Here is a 17668-nt window from a genome sequence, read left to right on the forward strand (position 1 = left end):
CCGGTCAACGGCACGGGCGGCGCGCTGCCCGCGAATGGCGGCACGCTCGACATCGAGTTCGACGCCGTCCGGCGCGGCATCGCCAGCTTCGATCGGCTGTGGCTGCGCTGGCAAGGGCCGTTCGGTCTGATCTGGAACCAGGTCGTGCTGCCGGTGGACCGCAAGGTAGCGGTGCTGCCCGATGTCAGCCGTGCGCGCGACGAGGCGATCACGCTGCTGCAGCGCTCCGCACTTGCCGACGGCCATGCGCAGAAGCGGGCCGGCCAGGGACGCGAGTTCGAGGCGCTGAAGGACTATCAGCCAGGCATGGGCCGGCGCATGATCGACTGGAAGCGCAGCGCCCGCCACGGGAAACTTTTGGCGCGCGAGTTCCGGATCGAAGAGAACAACAACATCGTTTTAGCCATCGACAGCGGCCGCCTGATGTGCGAGCCGGTCGACGGCGTGCCGAAGGTGGACCGCGCGGTGACGGCGGCACTTCTGTCCGCCTTCATCGCGCTGAAGGGCGGCGACCTCGTCAGCCTGTTCTCCTTCGACGCCCGACCGCGCGTCTCCAGCGGCGCCGTGCGCGGCTCGCCGAGCTTCACCATGATCCAGAAGCGGGCGGCCGAGATCGATTACTCGACCGAGGAGACCAATTTCACGCTCGCGCTGACGACGCTTGCCGCGAAGCTCGATCGGCGCTCGCTGGTCATCATCTTCACCGATTTCGTCGACCCGATCAGTGCCGCACTGATGCTGCGCACCGTCGGCCGGCTGACCGAGCGGCATCTGGTGCTGTTCATGCTGATGAAGGACGTCGAACTGGAGACGCTGGCCGACATGGCGCCGGCGACGCCGGAGGATGTGGCCCGCGCGGTGACCGCCGGCGACCTGCTGAAACAGCGGCAAGTGGTGATCGGCAGGCTGAGGCTGCTCGGCGCACATGTCATCGAGGCCGACCACCAGCGGCTCGGCCCGGCGCTGGTCGAGCGCTATATCCAGATCAAGGAGGAAAACCTCTTATGACGCTGCCCGCCGGCACCGATGCGGTCCGCCAGTCGCTGGCAAGCTTCCGCCAGGAGCGAGAGGCCGACTGGAGAGCGTTCGAGGCGCTGCTTGGCCGCGTCGAGAAGCGGGCGCCGCGCGCGCTGTCGGAGGACGAGTTGCTGTCGCTGCCCCTCCTCTATCGCTCGGCGCTGTCCTCGCTCTCGGTGGCGCGCGCGACCTCGCTCGACAGCGCGCTGATCGCCTATCTCGAAGCGCTCTGCCTGCGCGGCTATTTCTATCTCTACGGCGCGCGGCGCTCCTTGAGAACGCGCGTCGGCGACTTCTTCCTGCGCGATTGGCCGGCAGCGATCCGCGACCTCTGGCGCGAAGTCTGGACGTCGGTCGCCCTCACGGTGATCGGCGCCATTGCTGGCTACTGGCTGGTCGCGTCAGACAAGCGCTGGTACGACGCCATCATCGCGCCGAGCCTGGCCGGCGGGCGCAATCCCGATTCCTCGGCCGAGATGTTGCGCAGCGTGCTTTACGGCGATGGCGGCGGCCATTTCCTCTCCGGGTTCGCCGCCTATCTCTTCACGCACAACACACAGGTGTCGATCCTGGCCTTCGCACTCGGCTTCGCCTTCGCGGTGCCGAGCGTGCTGATCATCCTGATGAATGGCTGCATGCTGGGCGCGCTGTTCCAGGTCTATGCCGCCAAGGGGCTCGGCTTCGCACTCGGCGGGTGGCTGTCGATCCACGGCACGACGGAGCTCTTCGCGATCGCGATTGCGGGTGCGGCCGGCATGCGCATCGGCACCAGCATCGCCTTTCCGGGCGAGCTGACCCGCATGGCCGCGGCAGCCCAAGCCGGACGCGTGGCGGCGACCGCCATGGTCGGCGTGCTGGTGATGCTGCTGTTTGCCGGCCTGCTCGAAGGCATCGGCCGGCAGACGATCACCAGCGACGTCGCCCGCTACTCCATCGGCGGCGGCATGCTGACGCTGTGGATCTGCTATTTCTACCTGTTCAGGGTAACGCGACATGGCAACGGCTAGGAACCCGGCCGCGCTCGTGCGTCCACTGATCACGCCGGAGGGCGTGGATCTGCGCGTGAAGCTGGCGGATGCCGGCACGCGGGCTTCCGGATTCCTGCTCGACGTGGTGATCATCGTCGTCGCCGCGGTCGTGGTCAGCCTTGTCGCGATCTTCGGGCTGGGCGGGCTCGGCGTGCAGGAAGCGGAACCGCTCTTCATCGTCTGGATCATCTTCATCTTCCTGCTGCGCAACGTCTATTTCATCGCCTTCGAGGCAGGCCGGCGGGCGGCGACGCCCGGCAAGCGCATGGTTGGCGTCCGGGTCGCCTCGCGCAGCGGCGCCGGTCTCACTCTGGACCAGGTGATCGCGCGCAACCTGATGCGCGAGATCGAGGTTTTCCTGCCGCTGTCGATCCTCGCCGCGCGCGGCGGCGCCGGCGTCGCCGACACGCTGTCGACGATCTTCGGCCTGGTTTGGGCGCTGCTCTTCTCGCTGTTTCCGCTCTTCAACCGCGACCGGTTGCGGATCGGCGACCTGCTCGCCGGCACCTGGGTGGTCGAGGCGCCGAAAGTGGCGCTGCTCGAGGATCTGTCGCTGCGCAAGGATCCGGTCGCGGCCCGCTTCCAGTTCAGCGCCGCGCAGCTCGACGCCTACGGGATCGCCGAACTGCACAAGCTGGAAGAGGTGCTGCGCCGTGACGACTATTTCGCGATGAAGGCGGTGGCGGAAACGATCGGCCGCAAGATCGGCGCCAAGATCGACCCGGTCGATTCAAAAGCCTTCCTCACCGCCTACTACGGCGAGCTACGCGCGCATCTGGAACGCAAGCTGCTGCTCGGGAACCGGAAGGCGGATAAGTACGCGCGATAGGCGCACATTTCTTGCTACAAACTACGACACCAGAAATAAAAACAGGCATATTAAGCTAATGCCCATTATTTGCATAAATCGTACTATCAATGCCTTGCTTTCATTAAATTTTTCTCTTAATCCTTTTTCATGTTCGTTGTATCTTCTATATCCATAGAACATGGCGAATGACATTATGGAAAGAAAAATTCCTCTAATCACATGATCATTTGTAAAGTTATTTTTTCCGTATATAACTATCCATCCGCCAATTCCGTTAATAACCAATGTTGAAACCAAAAATACAGATAGCATCGAAAGGATATATGCCATCTTTAACGTCTTTTGGATGGCGCTTTGTTTATTCATCATTGAACGCCAATTGTCCGCCGGCTGACTCTCGGCAGCCCAACCTCCCGCTGATGCCACAGGCCCGTTTCCAGCTAGCGCAGGGGCCCTCGCCTATCCCACCCACTTCTCGTAATCCGACACCAAGAGGTGCACCGGCGCCACATCCTCCTCGATATTGGAGAAGCGGCCGATCGGCTCGCGGAAGACGTTGTCGGTGAGGTCGTCATTGACGGTCGAGACCTCGCCGATGAGCACGTCCTTGCCCTCGGCCCAGAACGCGTGCCAGACGCCGGGCAGCAGCGTGACGCTCTGGCCTGGATCGAGCTTCAACAGCCCGCCGGCTGGCAATCTGTGGATGGTGCCGTCGACCGGCACCGAGACTTCGGCCTTCGGATCGATGCCGCCATCGCGGTCGTGCATGAACAGTTCCAGCACCAGTTTGCCGCCGCCGCGGTTGATGATGTCCTCGGCCTTGATGTTGTGTCGGTGCATCGGCGACAGCTGGTCCTTGCGCGAGATCATGATTTTTTCGGCATAGAGCATGCCCATGCCGAGCTTCATGTCCTCGTAGCGGCCGTTGCGGACGGTGAATAGGAACAGGCCAAGCTCATCGAACTTCTCCTGGCCGTAATCGGTGATATCCCAGCCGAGACGCGAGCTGAAAATGGCCGAGGAGTCCGCCTTGTGCGCCTTCATCTCTTCCGGGCTCCAATAGGCGAAGGGCGGCATGATGTAGCCGAACGAGCGGATGAAGGCGTCGGCGTCGCGGATGATGTCGTTGATGGTCGAGCGTTTCATGATCCTGTTCCTCCCGGCGCTGCCTGCTGAAATCTGCCCTTCCGCATAGCCCAATGCAGGTCCGCTGTCGACGCAAACTGGCGGTTCTGGCCTCGTGACATCCGGCCGGATCGAGCCCATAAACCCAACCGATCTTTTGATTACGCATGTCTTTGTCCCGAAACCGGTTCCCACTTTCGGGAGACATGCTTTTGAACGGTGATTTTCATGCCAAGCATAGACGACCTCGATACGCCCGCGATCCTTATTGATGCCGCCCGCGCGGAAGCCAATATCGAAAAAGCGCAGGCGCATGCCGACGCGCATGGGCTGAAGCTCAGGCCGCACATCAAGACGCACAAGCTGCCTTACTGGGCAAAGAAGCAGGTCGCGGCCGGCGCCGTCGGCATCACCTGCCAGAAGATCGGCGAGGCCGAGGTGATGGCCGATGCCGGGCTGACCGACATTTTTCTGCCTTACAACATCCTTGGCCGCGCCAAGCTAGAACGGCTGAAGGCGCTGCACGGCCGCGTCACGCTCTCGGTGACGGCGGACAGCCATGAAACGCTGGAAGGACTTGCCGCGACCTTCACCGATACCGGCCACCCGCTGTCCGTATTGGTCGAGTGCGACACCGGCATGGGCCGTTGCGGCGTGCAGAGTCCGGCCGAGGCGGTTGCGCTGGCGAAAGTGATCGACCAGGCCAAGGGCCTCACCTTCGGCGGGCTGATGACCTATCCAGCCGCGGGTCGCGCCGCTGAGGCCGAGGCTTGGCTCAGAAGCGCGCGCGAGACGCTCGCCGCGGACGGGCTTGAATGCGCACGCATCTCCAGCGGCGGCACGCCGGACATGTGGCGTTCGGGCGAGGACAGCGTCGTCACCGAATACCGGCCTGGCACCTACATCTATCTCGACCGCTACCAGGTCGCCAAAGGCGTCGGCACACTCGACGATTGCGCGCTGACGGTGCTCGCCACCGTGGTCAGCCATCCGACGCCGACCCGCGCCATTCTCGACAGCGGCAGCAAGGCGCTTTCGTCCGATACGCTGGGGCTGCCCGATTTCGGCGAGTTGCTCGGCATGCCCGGCGCCCGCGTCACCGACTTGAGCGAAGAACACGGCAACGTCACGCTTTCCGATGGCGCCGGCTTGCGCATCGGCGAGCGCGTGCGCGTCGTGCCCGACCATTGCTGCGTGGTGACGAACTTGTTCGATCAGGTGCATCTGATCGATGGCGACAAGGTGCTGGAAACGCTGCCGGTCGCGGCGCGCGGACGGATGGGGTGACGGCTACTGCCGCTCCGCCTGCCTTGCCGCCACCCTACGCATGGCAATCACCCGGCGGCGGAAGATTTCCGTGCGTATCGCCATCAAGTGCAGCGCGAAGAACAGCACGGTGAAGCCGAGCGCCATGACGGCGAGCGGCCACAGCATCGAGGGATCGATCGTCGGGCCGCCGAGCCGGAAGACGGAGGCCGGCTGGTGCAGCGTGTTCCACCAGTCGACCGAGAATTTGATGATTGGAATGTTGATGAAGCCGACCAGGGTGATGATGGCGGCGGCCCAGGCGGCGCGGCCGGCATCATCCAGCGCGCGCGTCAGCGCGATGATGCCGAGATACATCAGGAAGAGCACGAAGACCGAGGTCAGCCGCGCGTCCCACACCCACCAGGTGCCCCACATCGGCTTGCCCCAAATGGAGCCCGTGATCAGCGCAAGTGCTGTAAAGGTGGCGCCGATCGGGGCGGCCGATTTCAGCGCCACATCGGCCAGCGGATGGCGCCACACCAGCGTGCCGAGCGCCGAGATCGCCATGATCGTGTAGCACATCATGGCGAGCCAGGCGAAAGGCACGTGGATATACATGATGCGCACCGTGATGCCCTGCTGGAAATCCTCCGGCGCGGTGAAGCTCATGTAGAGGCCGACGGCGAGCAGGACCGCGGCAATCGCCGCCAGCCATGGAACGACCCTGTCGGCCAATCCGACGAAGCGTGTCGGATTGGCGAGATCGGTCCAGCCGGCGAGACGTGAGGTGGTGTCGCTCATGCTGCCTTACATAAACCGGCTGTGCATTTGCGGCAATCGAGTGGTGTGTCGCAGGCGCCTTACGCCGCTTCGTTCACCGGGCGGCTGAGGCGGCGGACTTCCTCGTCGTTGAGCAGGCCGCCGGCGCGCAGCAGGCTGGCGAAGCGGCCGTTGCGCAGCGACAGATCGGTGAAGCCGCCGAATTCGACCACCTGGCCCTTGTCCATGAAGACCACCAGATCGGCGTCGCGCACGGTGGTCAGGCGGTGGGCGATGATGAAGGTGGTGCGGTCGCGGCGCAGCTCGTCGATCGCTTCCTTGACCCGGTCCTCGGTCTCGACGTCGAGCGCGCTGGTCGCCTCGTCGAGCACCAGGATCGGTGCATCCTTCAGCACGGCGCGGGCGATGGCGATGCGCTGGCGCTCGCCGCCCGACAGCTGGCCGCCGCGCTCGCCGACGACGGTGTCGTAGCCGCCGCTCTTCGACAGGATGAAGTCCTGCGCTGCGGCAGCGTCCGCGGCGGCGTGGATCTCGTCATTGCTCGCGTCGGCGCGTCCGACACGGATGTTGTCCTCGATCGAGCGATTGAGCAGGCCGGCGTCCTGGAAGACGGTGGCGATCGAATGGCGCAGGGACTTGCGGGTCACCGTGCGGGTGTCGATACCGTCGATCAGGATGCGGCCACTGGCCGGCGTGAAGACGCGCTGCAAGAGGTTGATGAGCGTCGTCTTGCCGGCGCCGGTCGGGCCGACGATGGCGACCGTCTTGCCGGCCGGCACTTCGAACGACACGTCGTCGATGCCGTGGCCGGAGTTGGCGAACTCGAAGCTGACATTCTCGAACCGGACATGGCCGGTGACGTTGGTGAGCTCGCGCAGGCCATCGGGCTCGGCAGCGTCGGCGGCCGAGTCCTCGAGACGGTAGAAGTCCTCGAGCTTGGCGCGTGCCTCGGAGATCTGGTTGGCGAAGGCCGACATCTGGTCGAGGCGGGCGATCAGCAGCGTGGCGAAGCCGGTGAAGGCGATCACGTCGCCGACGCGCAGCTGGCCGTTGGTGACGAGATAGGCGCCGATCAACAGAACGATCATCATCGAGATGGTCGAGGACAGCCGGTGCAGCGCATTGGCGATCGCCCACCAGTCTAGCACAGGGTTCTGCGCGTCGAGCAGGTTCTTGACGTAGCGCCTCAGCGTCGCGGTCTCATGGCCGATGCGGTTGTAGCTCTGCAGCACGGCGACGTTGCTGACGGAGTCGGTCACATGGGCAAACACGGTGTGGTAGTGGCGCTCGACAGCCGCCTGCCCCGCCTTGGTGCGGCGCATGACGAGCCGGCCGATGCCGAGATAGAGCGCGCCGAGCCCGATCAGCACCATCGACATGCGGACGTCCATGGAGAGCGCGGTCGGGATCAGCAGCGCCAGTGCGACGGCTGTCGACAGGTGCTGGCGCATGAATTCGAGCCAGAGGCTGAACAGCGTCTCGACGGCGCGCAGCAGCGTGTGCAGCGAATTGGAGGTGCCGCGCTGGTGATGCCAGGCAAGCGGCATGGTGATGACGCGCTCGAAGGATTCGCAGAGCACTTCCGAGCGGCGGGCATGGGCGAAGCGGTCGGCGCCGCGCGCCACCAGCACAAAGGCGGTAATGTTGAAGACGCCAAGCGCGGCCCAGATAGCGAGCGTGCCGAAAACCGAACCGTGGTTCGAGATGGCATCGATCACCCGGCCGAACAGGATCGGCTCGACGATTGCGACCATGGCGAGCGCCACGTTGGCGCCGCAGATCAGCGCAACGCGCTTCTTGTCAGCCGCCAGATAACCCAGTGCTCGCCAGTAGATTTGCAGAAGTGACACTTCAGCTACTCCGCCAAACTCTTGTTTGTGTTCAATTCCGGAATTGTGCACCGCAGCATTTTTGACACGTACCGGTTAACGCGTCGCAAAACAATGCCCGTCTATCGCTTCCGTTCCCACTTAGCGAACAAAAGATGACGACGGTGCGAAATCTGACGTGATCACCTAACGGTTTGAGATAAAAGGTGAAATGTCAGCCTTGCGGCAAAATAATGGCAGCTGCTTCGCGCTGCCACATTTTTAATCACAAGGCGCTCGCTTAGCCGAAGCTAAAGAGCGTGGAGACGTTGCCCGGCATCATTGCCAAGTAAAACGCCAAGCCTGGCCGCGCATCCCGGAGGACGCGCGGCCTATAAGACAAACCTTTGATTTTACGCAGGTATCTTGACGACGACCTCGGTTTTCTCACCGGCCTTCGGCTCGAAAGACCCCGATTTTGTCTTCGAGCCATTGACTTCGAGCGCGATCGACTTGGTCTTTTTGTCGCGGATTACGCGAACCTTGATCTCGCCGTCGAACATTTTGAGCGTGGCGGCGTAGCCGTCCCAGTGACCGGGCAGCTTCGGTCTAAACGTGATCTGCTTGCCGCGCCGCTCGATGCCCAGAATTCCCTCGACCGCCGCTCGATATAGCCACCCGGCGGAACCGGTGTACCAGGTCCAGCCGCCGCGGCCACCCTTTCCTTCGCCGGCGTAGATGTCGGCCGCCACCACGTAAGGCTCGACGCGGTAGTGCTCGGCAGACGCCTCGTCCGAGGCGTGGTTGACCGGGTTCAGCATCGACAAGCAGCGATAGGCCTCGTCGACGCGTCCCATCTCTGCCAGCGCGATGACGAACCATGTGGCGGCATGCGTATACTGGCCGCCATTCTCGCGCACGCCCGGTGGGTAGCTCTTGATGTAGCCGGGATCTTTCTGGCTGTTCGAGAAGGGCGGCGTGAACAGCTTGACGATCTTGAGCTCGTCGTCGACCAGCATCCTGGTCGCCTGTTCCATCGCCGTGGTCGAGCGGGCCGGATCACCCTCGCCCGACAGCACGCTCCACGATTGGGCGATGGAGTCGATCTTGCACTCATCCGAACTCTTCGAGCCGAGCGGTGTGCCGTCGTCGAAGCTGCCGCGCCGGTACCACTGGCCGTCCCAGGCCGTGCTCTCCAGCGCCCGCTTCAGCAGGTCCGCGTGCTTGGTCCAGGCCTGCGCCCGCTTGTTGTCGCCCTGTCCCTTGGCGACGGGAGCGAAGTCGCCCAGCGTCTTCAGAAGGAACCAGCCCAGCCAGACGCTCTCGCCCTTGCCGCCCTCGCCGACACGGTTCATGCCGTCGTTCCAGTCGCCGCCCAGGATCAGCGGCAGGCCGGCCGGGCTGCTGCGCTTGATGGCGAGATCGAGCGCCCGCGCGCAGTGGTCGTAAAGCGAGGCGGTGGTCTTGGTGATCTCGGGCGTGAAGAAGGCGTCGTGCTCGCCCTCACCGAGCTCCTGCCCGTCGATGAAGGGTATCTGCTCCTTGAGGATCGCGGCATCGCCCGTCACCTCGATGTAGCGGGCGGTGGCGTGCGCCAGCCAAACCACGTCGTCCGAGATCATGGTGCGCACGCCGGCATCGGTGCGCGGCAGCCACCAGTGCTGCACGTCGCCTTCCGGGAACTGCCGGCGAGCGGCGTTGAGGATCTGGTCGCGCGCAAGCTTCGGATCGTGCGCCAGCAAGGCCAGCGTGTCCTGCAGCTGGTCGCGGAAGCCGAAAGCACCGCTCGCCTGGTAGAAGGCCGAGCGCGCGCGGATGCGGCAGGCCAGGCTCTGGTAGGGCAGCCAGTGGTTGACCATGGCGTTGAGGGCCGTGTCCGGCGTCTCGACCTGGATGGTGTCGAGGAAGCCGCGCCAGACGTGCTCGTTATCGGCCAGACGCTGGTCGAAATCCTTATCCCTGTGGGTCTGCACCAGGGCGCTCGCCTCGGCGACCGTGGCGGCGTCGCCGAGCAGCCATATCAGCGTCACGTCGCCGCCGGCTGGGATGTCGATGTCGCTGGCGATCACCGCGCAGGGATCGTCGCCAGCCTCGACGCGGCCGGACAAGGCAGCCCCGCCAAGCACGGCCTGCGGATATTCGGTCGTGCCGTGCCTGCCGATGAACTCTGTGCGGTCGGCGGTCACCGAATGGACGGGCGCCGCCGCGGCGAGGAAAGCCACCCGTTCGCCGAAGTCGAGACCATAGGGGTTCTGCGCCAGCATGGCGCCGGTCGCGGCGTCCCAAGTCGGCACGATGGTCGCCGCCGTGCGCGAGCGATGGCCGCCGAGCACCCACTCGGCATAGGCATAGACGCGCAGCCTTGCCGGCGCCGAGCCGGTGTTCTGGATGCGAAGCCGGGTGATCTTGACCGGATCCACCGGGTCCACCACCTGCGTCAGGTCCATGGACAGCGCCCCGCGCTTCGAGCGGAAGGTCGAGAACCCCTGCCCATGCCAGGTCTCGTAGGTCATCGAGGGATCGCGCACCACCGCGGCCATCGGCGAGAACGCCTTGCCGCTCAGATGGTCGTAGATATAGAAGCCCTCGCCCGGCCGGTTTGACACCGGATCGTTCGACCACGGCGTCAGCTGGTAGTCGCGGCTGTTGCGGCTCCAGGTGAAGCCGGCGCCTTCGGCCGAGATGTGGAAGCCGAAGGACGCGTTGGAGATGACGTTGATCCAAGGCTGAGGTGTCGTGCGGCGCCCGGTCAGCCGCGTCACGTAATGGCGGCCGTCGCCGTCGAAGCCGCCGAAGCCATTCCAAAGGCCGAGGCCGGTGCCGTCGGCGGCGATATCGGCCCCTCCCCGGCTTGCCGGCGTCGGCTCAGGCAATGCCGACGACGGCTGGCGGGTCGGAATGCCTTCCGCCTGCAGCAAGACGTCACGGGCCTGCAATGCCGCCGTCTCGGCCCGCTCGAGCTGGTCGAATATGGTGCCGTTGCGGGTATGGAGCGCGACGCGCGCGACCGACAGCAAGGTCTTGTAGGTGGGCTCGTCCATGAGGTCGCGGCGCACGGCGAAGATGTGCTGGCGAGGCCCAAGCTCGCGGCCACGCAGGCGGCTGTTCTCGCACAGCGTTTCCACCGCGCGCTGCAGGTCCTGCACGTAGGAGGATGCCTGCTCGTTGACGACGACGAAGTCGATCATCATGCCGCGGGCACGCATATATTCCTGGAAGCGCAGCGCCTGGGCGACGATCTCGAGATCGGCGACATCGCCGATGCGCACGAGGAAGATCGGGAAATCGCCGGAGATGCTGGTCGGCCAGAGGCTCGACTGGCGGCCGAGGCCCGAGGCGATGGATTCGGCCGGCAGGCGCAGGAACGGATCGGGGTAGATCAGATAGCGCGCCAGCTTCTGCACATTGGCGGCATCGGTCAGGCTGAGGCCGAGATGGCGCGTCTGCACCTGGCTGCGCGTCCAGGCGAGCATCGCCTGGCGTGCGAAGCTTTCCTGGTGGTCGAGGCGGCCGATCGCCTCGTCGAGCTCGCCGCGGTTGGCGCCGACGACGGTCCAGAAGGTGAGCGAGATCTTCTTGTTGGCCGGCACGCGCACCTGGCGGCGGAGCGCCGCCACCGGGTCGAGCGTGAAGCCCTGGTTGCCGGAGAGCCGGGCGCCGGGATCGAAGGCGGCAGCGTCGGCGATGGTGCGGCCACGGCCGATGAAGGCACGCCGGTCGGTCTCGGCCTCCGCATCACGCGAGGGCCCCGACGGATCGGTGACGAAGTGCACCATGGTGAGGTCGGGCTCGTTCTTGTCACGCTTGCGCCTTGTGGCGAAGATGGCGCCGTTGTTCGCCGCGATCTCGGTCTCGACAAACATCTTCGAGAACGCCGGATGGGCGTTGTCCGATGCCTCGTTGCCCAGCACCAGCTCGGCGAAGGAGGTCACCTCGATATGCCGGTCTGTGGCCCCGTCATTGTAGAGCGTGATGCGACGGCCCTCGCCATTGCCTTCGGAAATGACGATGCATTCGACCTCTGAACGCAGCGAGCCGACCGACTTGGTGAAGCTCGCCTTGTCGTCGGCAAACAGCGTCTGCACGCGCTCGTTCTCGGCGCGCTTCGGCTCGGCGGTCGCCGACCACCAGTCGCCAGTCGCGGTGTCGCGCAGGAAGATGTAGGAGCCCAGGCGATCTTCGCTCGGGTCCGGCTGCCAGCGGGTGACGGCAAGCTCGCCGAAGCGGCTGTAGCCGGAGCCGGTGGCGGTGACCATGACCGAGTAACGGCCGTTCGACATGACATTGGTCGCGCGCAGCGCCTTGATCGGGTCGAGGATGATGCGGCTGTCCGGGCTCTCGGTCTCGGTCTCGTCCTTGGAGCGCTCGTCGGCCTCGGTCCTGACGGTAGCGGCCGGAATGTCGCGCGGCGCCTTCTCTTGCAGCAAGAGTTCCGCCGACTCGATCACCGGATCGCTGTGGAAACGCTCGCGCAGCCGGCCCTCGAAGATGGCGTCCGCCACGGCGGCGATCGACATGCCGGAATGGTGCGCCATGTAGTTCTGGACGACGGCATGGTCGGTGCCATCCGGCACGCGCTGCGGCGTGAAATCGACCGCGTCGTAATAGCCGTGGCGGCCGAGCGCGCCGATCGAGCGCAGCCGCAACAGATTCTGCACCGCCTCGCGCGGATTGAACTGCGCCGCCAGGATGGTGGCGTAAGGCGCGATCACCGTGTTCTGGCCGAGGCCGCGTTTCAGGCCGAGGCCGGGCACGCCGAAATTGGTGTACTGGTAGGTGAGCTCGCGGTCGCGGGCATTGTAGGCCGCTTCCGAAATGCCCCAGGGCACGTTCTTCGAGCGCGCATACTGGATCTGGCGCTTGATGATGAGCTTGCTGGTCTGGTTGAGGATCGAGCCCTGCGGCTCCTTCATCACCAGCGGCGGCATCAGATACTCGAACATCGAGCCCGACCAGGACATCAACGAGCCCTTGAAGCCGATCTCGACGATCGGCCGGCCGAGCCGGAACCAGTGCTCCGTCGGCAGGTCGCCCTTGGCGATGGCGAACAGGCTGGTCAGCCGCGCTTCGGAAGCGAGCAGGTCGTAGCAGCTCTCGTCGAGCTGGTGCTCCTCGACGCGGTAGCCGATCGACAGGAGCTTGCGCTCCTGCCGCATCAGGAACGAGAAATCCATCTCGAAGGCATAGCGGCGGCAGCGCCCGCGCAGCGCGAGCAGCTTGGTGCGGAGCGCCGTGACTGCGCTTTCGTCATTGTGCGAATCATGCACATGCGCCTCGCAGGTCGCCTCCAGCCTTGCGGCCCAGTCGGCGATGACGTCGCTCTTCGGCGATGCCGCCTCGACGTGAATGGCGGTGGCGAGCTTGCGTATCTCGCCGGCCAGCACCGCGAGGTTGATGGTGCGGATCGAGGCCATCTCGGGCTGCGCCTTGATGGTCATCACCGCCCGGCGCATGCCGTCGAGGCGGTCGGCGAGCCGCTGGCGCAGCGGCCTCAACTGCCGGCGGTCGTCGGGCAGTTCCTCCAGGCTCTCGTCGAGGATGGTGACGGTGTCGAGGATGCCCTCGAAATCGCCCTGCAGGTGGACGGAAGGCGCTTCGGCCCATTCGGCGCAGGCCGCGGCCACCGCGACCAGATGGCCGGCAAGGTTGCCGCTGTCGACCGCCGAGATATAGAGCGGATAGAGCGGCTTCAGCGTCGTGGTGTCGTACCAGTTGAAAAGGTGCCCGCGATCGCGCGGCATGTTCTCGATGGTCGTCATCGTGGCGTCGATGCGGGTAATGGCATCCGACAGGCTGATCCAGCCGAAATCGCGCGCCGACACCACCGAGAGCAGGTAGACGCCAATATTGGTCGGCGAGGTGCGCGGTGCCACCACCGGCGCCGGGCTTTCCTGGAAATTGTCGGGCGGCAGATGGTGATGCTCGGCCGTCACGAAGGTCTCGAAATAATGCCAGGTGCGCCGCGCCACGGTGCGCAGCGCATGGATGTCGGACGCCGAAATGCGCAGCCTGTCCTCGGTTTCGGCCGAGCGGCTGATCCAGCAGGCGACCGCGGGCGAGCCGATCCAGAAAATCGCGAAGAAGAAGGCGACAAACGCGCCGGTGGAATCGGCGAGCACCGGAATGGCGAGGCCGACGGCGCCGATGATCACGGCGCCATACATCATGCTGTAATAGGCGCCGAGATCGCTGCCGCCGCTCTTGTGCGCCTGCGAGGCGGTGCGCCACTCCAGAAGGTTCTGGCGGCTGACGAAGAGCCGGTAAAGCGTGCGGATGATGGCGTCGCCCATCATCCAGGCGAGATGCGCCATCAGCAGCACCTTCAGTGCCACCAGCGCGGTGCCGAACACCGTGTCGCGGGCAAGCGCCGAGAAATGGCCGCGCGGCGTCTGGTCGCCGCTCTTCGGCAGGATGCCGTTGACGATGTCGAAAGTGGGCGCCATGAACAAGCTGAGGATCATCAGCGCCTGCCACTGCGCAGCCTGCGTGAAGGGCAGCAACGTCCAGCCGGCGATACAGGCCATCACCCAGAAGATCGGGGTCAGCGAGCGGCGGAGGTTATCGACCATCTTCCAGCGCGACAGCGCCGGAACGCCCGAGCGCGGGTCGAACATGAAGCCGAGCAATTGCCAGTCGCCGCGCGCCCAGCGGTGGTGGCGCGAGGCGTCGACCGAGTAGCGGGTCGGATAGTCCTCGACCAGCTCGACGTCGGTGACCAATGCCGCGCGCGCGAGGGCGCCTTCGAGCAGATCGTGGCTGAGAATGGTGTTTTCCTCGATGCGGTTCTTCAGCGCCGCCTCGAAGGCATCGACATGATAGAGACCCTTGCCGGTGAAGGAGCCGTCGCCGAAGACGTCCTGATAGACGTCGGAAACGGCGAAAACGTATGGGTCGAGGCCACGATTGGCCGAGAAGACGCGCTGGAAGAAAGAGGCATCGTCGCCGCTGGTGAGCGAGGCGGTGATGCGCGGCTGCAGGATGGTGTAGCCCGCGGTGACGACGCGCTTCGCGGGATCGAAATGCGGACGGTTCAGCGGATGCGCGAGCTTGCCGACAAGGCTCGAGACAGCGTCGCGCGTGGTGCGCGTGTCGGCGTCGAGCGTCATCACATAAGTGGTTTTTTCCGGCAGCGGCATGTCGAGCGGTAGGAAGGTGGTGTCGCTGTCGCCGCGCAGCAGGAGATTGAGCTCGTGCAGCTTGCCGCGCTTGCGTTCCCAGCCCATCCAGCAGCCCTGCGCCTGATTGTAGAGGCGGCGGCGATGCAGAAGGTAGAAGCGCGGGGCGCCTTCGGACGGGTAGCGGGCGTTCAGCCTGGCGATCTCGTCGCGGGCATATTGCAGGATCTCGATGTCGGCTGCGTCGATCTCGGTCTTGGAATCCGGCCAGTCGGACAACAGCGCGAAATGGATCTCTTCCGCGGTGTTGGCGAGATGATGCACCTCGATGTTGCGGATGTTTTCCTCGACGTCGTCGCGCGAGCCGATCAGCGAAGGCACCACGACCAGCGTGCGCGCTTCGGCGGGAATACCGTGCTTGTAGTCATAGCCGACGAGCCGCGTCGGCTTGAGGAAGAGAGCCACGACGGTGTTGAAGAAGGCCAATGCGCCCTCGCTCGCCGGCACCGCGAACAGCGCCAGCATCAGCGTGATGGACTCCGCCGAGAGACCGAGATTGGCAAGCGCCTTGCCGGACAGCACAAGCAGGAGCACCGTCAGCAGGAAGACGGGCACGACGATTCCCAGCCAGCCCGCAGCGGCGAAGGCGCGCTTGAATGTCACATTGATCGGCGGCCGATAGCCGATCGCCTGTTCCAGCTCAGGCCGGCGCGGTCCGACCAGGAAGAAGCCGACATCGGTATGCACCGTGGGGTCGGCGGTTTCCGGCACGCCGGACGCGTCGGTGACGCCCGGAACATGGCCGGCGAGCTCGATCGCCTTTTCGGCGACGCGGAATTCGGACAGGTCGGAGCGGCGCGCGAGCTGCTCGATCGCGGTGCGATACTGGTCGCGCGAGAAGAAATCGAGCGCGGCGAAATCGGTCTTCTCGCGCAGCAGCGTGTCGATGCGGCTGACGCCCTCGAACCAAACCGTCCAGTCGACGTCGTTGATGAGGCGCAGGCCGCGGATGATGTTGCCGGTGGTGACATTGCCGCTGGAGAGCGTCTGATGCTCGGAGATGATGATCTCCTCGGCATCGGAGCCGGTCTTCTCGAGCTCGCCCTCCAGCCATTCCAGGGCCCGGCCGGCATTCTGCGAGCCGTCGCGCAAGCGATAGAGGAGCTGGGTGGCGAAAGTCGTGTCCTGCGCATGCGCGGCGTACGTCGACAGGATCCTGGTTCGGTCGGCGTTGTCGTCGGTCGCCAGAACGCGGTCGGCGACCTCGTTGGCGATGTGGCGCATCTGACGCGTGCGCTCGACCCGCACGGCGATGCGGCGAAGGTTTTCGATCAGCACAAAACGCAGCAGCGACGGCAGCGCCCAGAGCTCGCCGATCTTCAGCGGCTCGACCGATTGAAAGCCCTCGACGATCGCCTTGAACATCGTCGCCGAGACCGCGCTGTCGGAGTGCTCGACATAGCTCCAGGCGACGACGAAGGCGCGCGGCAACACGGTCCCGTCGGCAAGCTTGAGCGTGGGCAACTGGCGGTAGAAACGGCGCGGCAGGTCGCGCTTGACCTGGAAGATGGTCTCCTCGACCAGATAATTGTTGTCGAGCAGCCACTGCGCCGCCGGCGTGATCGTCTCGCCCTTGGCCTGGGCGGCATTGGTCGAACGGTAGACTTCGAGAATCTTCTTGGCGCTGTCGCGGATGCGGGCCTGGAATTCGAACGGCGCGAACCCGAACAGGTCCCTGACTTCTCCTTTGGCAAGCGCGACGCCCAGCGCCCGCAGCCGGTCCTCAGGCAAGAAGTTGGAGCGTATCGGCGCTTCCGTCACGCTCGGGAAGCCGGCGCTCGTGAATTCGATCTTGGCGGGGTTCGTCTGAATGTTCATTGAATATTCCGTAAGGCGGGGCGCGATGCGGCGTCACCGCCACGGCAATGGCCCTAAAACCGGTTCAAATGCAATTGGTTGCATGTCAGGTCCGGTCGAAAGTTTTTTCGCGCTCCATGACAGGGGCGTCCCCTTTCGACAACTCAAGGGCGAACGCCCCTCGCTTCCCGCCCCGGTTTCGATCAGGGAAAGGATTCAGGCTTTTTCGTGGTGCATGCAAGTGGTCGGGCGATATTTCGCCCGCGTCGCGATCATGTTTGGCAACAGCCGTTAATCGTTGGCGGCGGTGGCGTGCAGACGGATCACAAAAAGCAGCCCTTGCCCTTCAGGCTGCAGCCGCAATTTCGGGCCGCTTCGGTCGCACAGAAGCGTATCGAGCGGACCGAGGCTCAAGACACTGTCGGCAAAGACTTTCACGCCGCCAACGGCCGGGAGAATGAGAGTTGTGCCGGCACTCTGCTCAATCCTCGTTTCGCCCGAGGGCGACAGACGCTCGACCGTGTGGGTCATGCGGCTCCGGCGGGTCATGACGTTGAGATCGGTGATCGGGCCGCCGACTAGGGCGGCACTGGTCGGCACGTCGCCGGCAAAAGATAGCGGCTCCGACGATGTCGTGAGCCGCGCCGGCGGCTTGCCGTCAATGTCGAGCACGATGCCGTCGCCTTCCAGCACAGACAGCGTGCGGTCTATGCCGGCAAAGCTCGAAAAAGGCCCGCTCGTCTCGACGCGGGCCATCGAGATACGCCAGTCGAAATCGTCGAGGCCTGCGCCGTCAGGCGAGACGGCGATCTCGGTGGTCGTGCCGCCGCCATTCTTCCACGGCATGACGCGGTAGCCGGCGGCGCGAAGGATGCGCAT

General features: G+C 64.8%; 10 protein-coding genes. 4 read left to right on the forward strand and 6 right to left on the reverse strand.

Annotated features, from left to right (window positions below):
• The 3 genes from DH10_RS26175 to DH10_RS26185 form a co-directional block, all read left to right on the forward strand.
• Positions 1 to 1008: DUF58 domain-containing protein (locus tag DH10_RS26175; protein ID WP_192385526.1), on the forward strand; the 1008-nt coding region annotated here is incomplete at its 5' end.
• A complete protein-coding gene (locus DH10_RS26180; protein WP_192247661.1) occupies positions 1005 to 2024 on the forward strand; it encodes a stage II sporulation protein M in 1020 nt (339 codons plus the stop codon). The genes DH10_RS26175 and DH10_RS26180, both read left to right, overlap by 4 nt.
• Entirely contained in the window at positions 2011 to 2874 is an 864-nt protein-coding gene (locus DH10_RS26185) for an RDD family protein (RefSeq protein ID WP_192385527.1), read from the forward strand. Before DH10_RS26180 ends, DH10_RS26185 begins: the two co-directional genes overlap by 14 nt.
• Before the next feature lie 21 nt (positions 2875 to 2895).
• Here the strand turns inward: DH10_RS26185 and DH10_RS26190 are convergent, their stop codons facing one another.
• Together DH10_RS26190 and DH10_RS26195 are read right to left on the reverse strand one after the other, a co-directional pair.
• Positions 2896 to 3282 carry a hypothetical protein gene (locus DH10_RS26190; RefSeq protein WP_192247667.1) on the reverse strand — a complete coding sequence of 129 codons (387 nt, stop codon included), beginning with the start codon at positions 3280 to 3282 and terminating at the stop codon, positions 2896 to 2898.
• Positions 3283 to 3315: 33 nt separating this feature from the next.
• Complete coding sequence (locus DH10_RS26195) at positions 3316 to 4002, reverse strand: D-lyxose/D-mannose family sugar isomerase (RefSeq protein WP_192247670.1); 687 nt, start codon at positions 4000 to 4002, stop codon at positions 3316 to 3318.
• Positions 4003 to 4209: 207 nt separating this feature from the next.
• Here DH10_RS26195 and DH10_RS26200 point away from each other — a divergent pair, with 207 nt between their 5' ends.
• Complete coding sequence (locus DH10_RS26200; protein WP_192247673.1) at positions 4210 to 5268, forward strand: D-TA family PLP-dependent enzyme; 1059 nt, start codon at positions 4210 to 4212, stop codon at positions 5266 to 5268.
• A gap of 3 nt (positions 5269 to 5271) precedes the next feature.
• On the opposite strand, the gene DH10_RS26205 is transcribed toward DH10_RS26200, so the two are convergent.
• From DH10_RS26205 to DH10_RS26220, 4 genes are all read right to left on the reverse strand, one after another.
• Complete coding sequence (locus DH10_RS26205; RefSeq protein ID WP_192247676.1) at positions 5272 to 6030, reverse strand: heme ABC transporter permease; 759 nt, start codon at positions 6028 to 6030, stop codon at positions 5272 to 5274.
• Positions 6031 to 6089: 59 nt separating this feature from the next.
• Complete coding sequence (locus DH10_RS26210; RefSeq protein WP_192247679.1) at positions 6090 to 7859, reverse strand: glucan ABC transporter ATP-binding protein/ permease; 1770 nt, start codon at positions 7857 to 7859, stop codon at positions 6090 to 6092.
• 371 nt (positions 7860 to 8230) lie between these two features.
• Positions 8231 to 16810, reverse strand: coding sequence for a glycoside hydrolase family 94 protein (locus tag DH10_RS26215; protein ID WP_192247681.1), 8580 nt, complete (start codon positions 16808 to 16810; stop codon positions 8231 to 8233).
• A 270-nt stretch (positions 16811 to 17080) separates the two neighbouring features.
• Positions 17081 to 17668 (reverse strand): HutD/Ves family protein, encoded by a 588-nt coding sequence (locus DH10_RS26220; RefSeq protein WP_192247683.1) that lies wholly within the window; start codon positions 17666 to 17668, stop codon positions 17081 to 17083.

The sequence above is a fragment of the Mesorhizobium silamurunense genome (assembly GCF_014843825.1).
Classification (GTDB): Bacteria; Pseudomonadota; Alphaproteobacteria; order Rhizobiales; family Rhizobiaceae; genus Mesorhizobium; species Mesorhizobium silamurunense.

What these genes read in the sequence shown, in the direction of transcription:
- DH10_RS26185 (WP_192385527.1), top strand. Translation starts at nt 2,011, where the DNA reads ATGGCAACGGCTAGGAACCCGGCCGCGCTCGTGCGTCCACTGATCACG.
- DH10_RS26195 (WP_192247670.1), bottom strand. Translation starts at nt 4,002, where the DNA reads ATGAAACGCTCGACCATCAACGACATCATCCGCGACGCCGACGCCTTC.
- DH10_RS26180 (WP_192247661.1), top strand. Translation starts at nt 1,005, where the DNA reads ATGACGCTGCCCGCCGGCACCGATGCGGTCCGCCAGTCGCTGGCAAGC.
- DH10_RS26215 (WP_192247681.1), bottom strand. Translation starts at nt 16,810, where the DNA reads ATGAACATTCAGACGAACCCCGCCAAGATCGAATTCACGAGCGCCGGC.
- DH10_RS26205 (WP_192247676.1), bottom strand. Translation starts at nt 6,030, where the DNA reads ATGAGCGACACCACCTCACGTCTCGCCGGCTGGACCGATCTCGCCAAT.
- DH10_RS26200 (WP_192247673.1), top strand. Translation starts at nt 4,210, where the DNA reads ATGCCAAGCATAGACGACCTCGATACGCCCGCGATCCTTATTGATGCC.
- DH10_RS26220 (WP_192247683.1), bottom strand. Translation starts at nt 17,668, where the DNA reads ATGCGCATCCTTCGCGCCGCCGGCTACCGCGTCATGCCGTGGAAGAAT.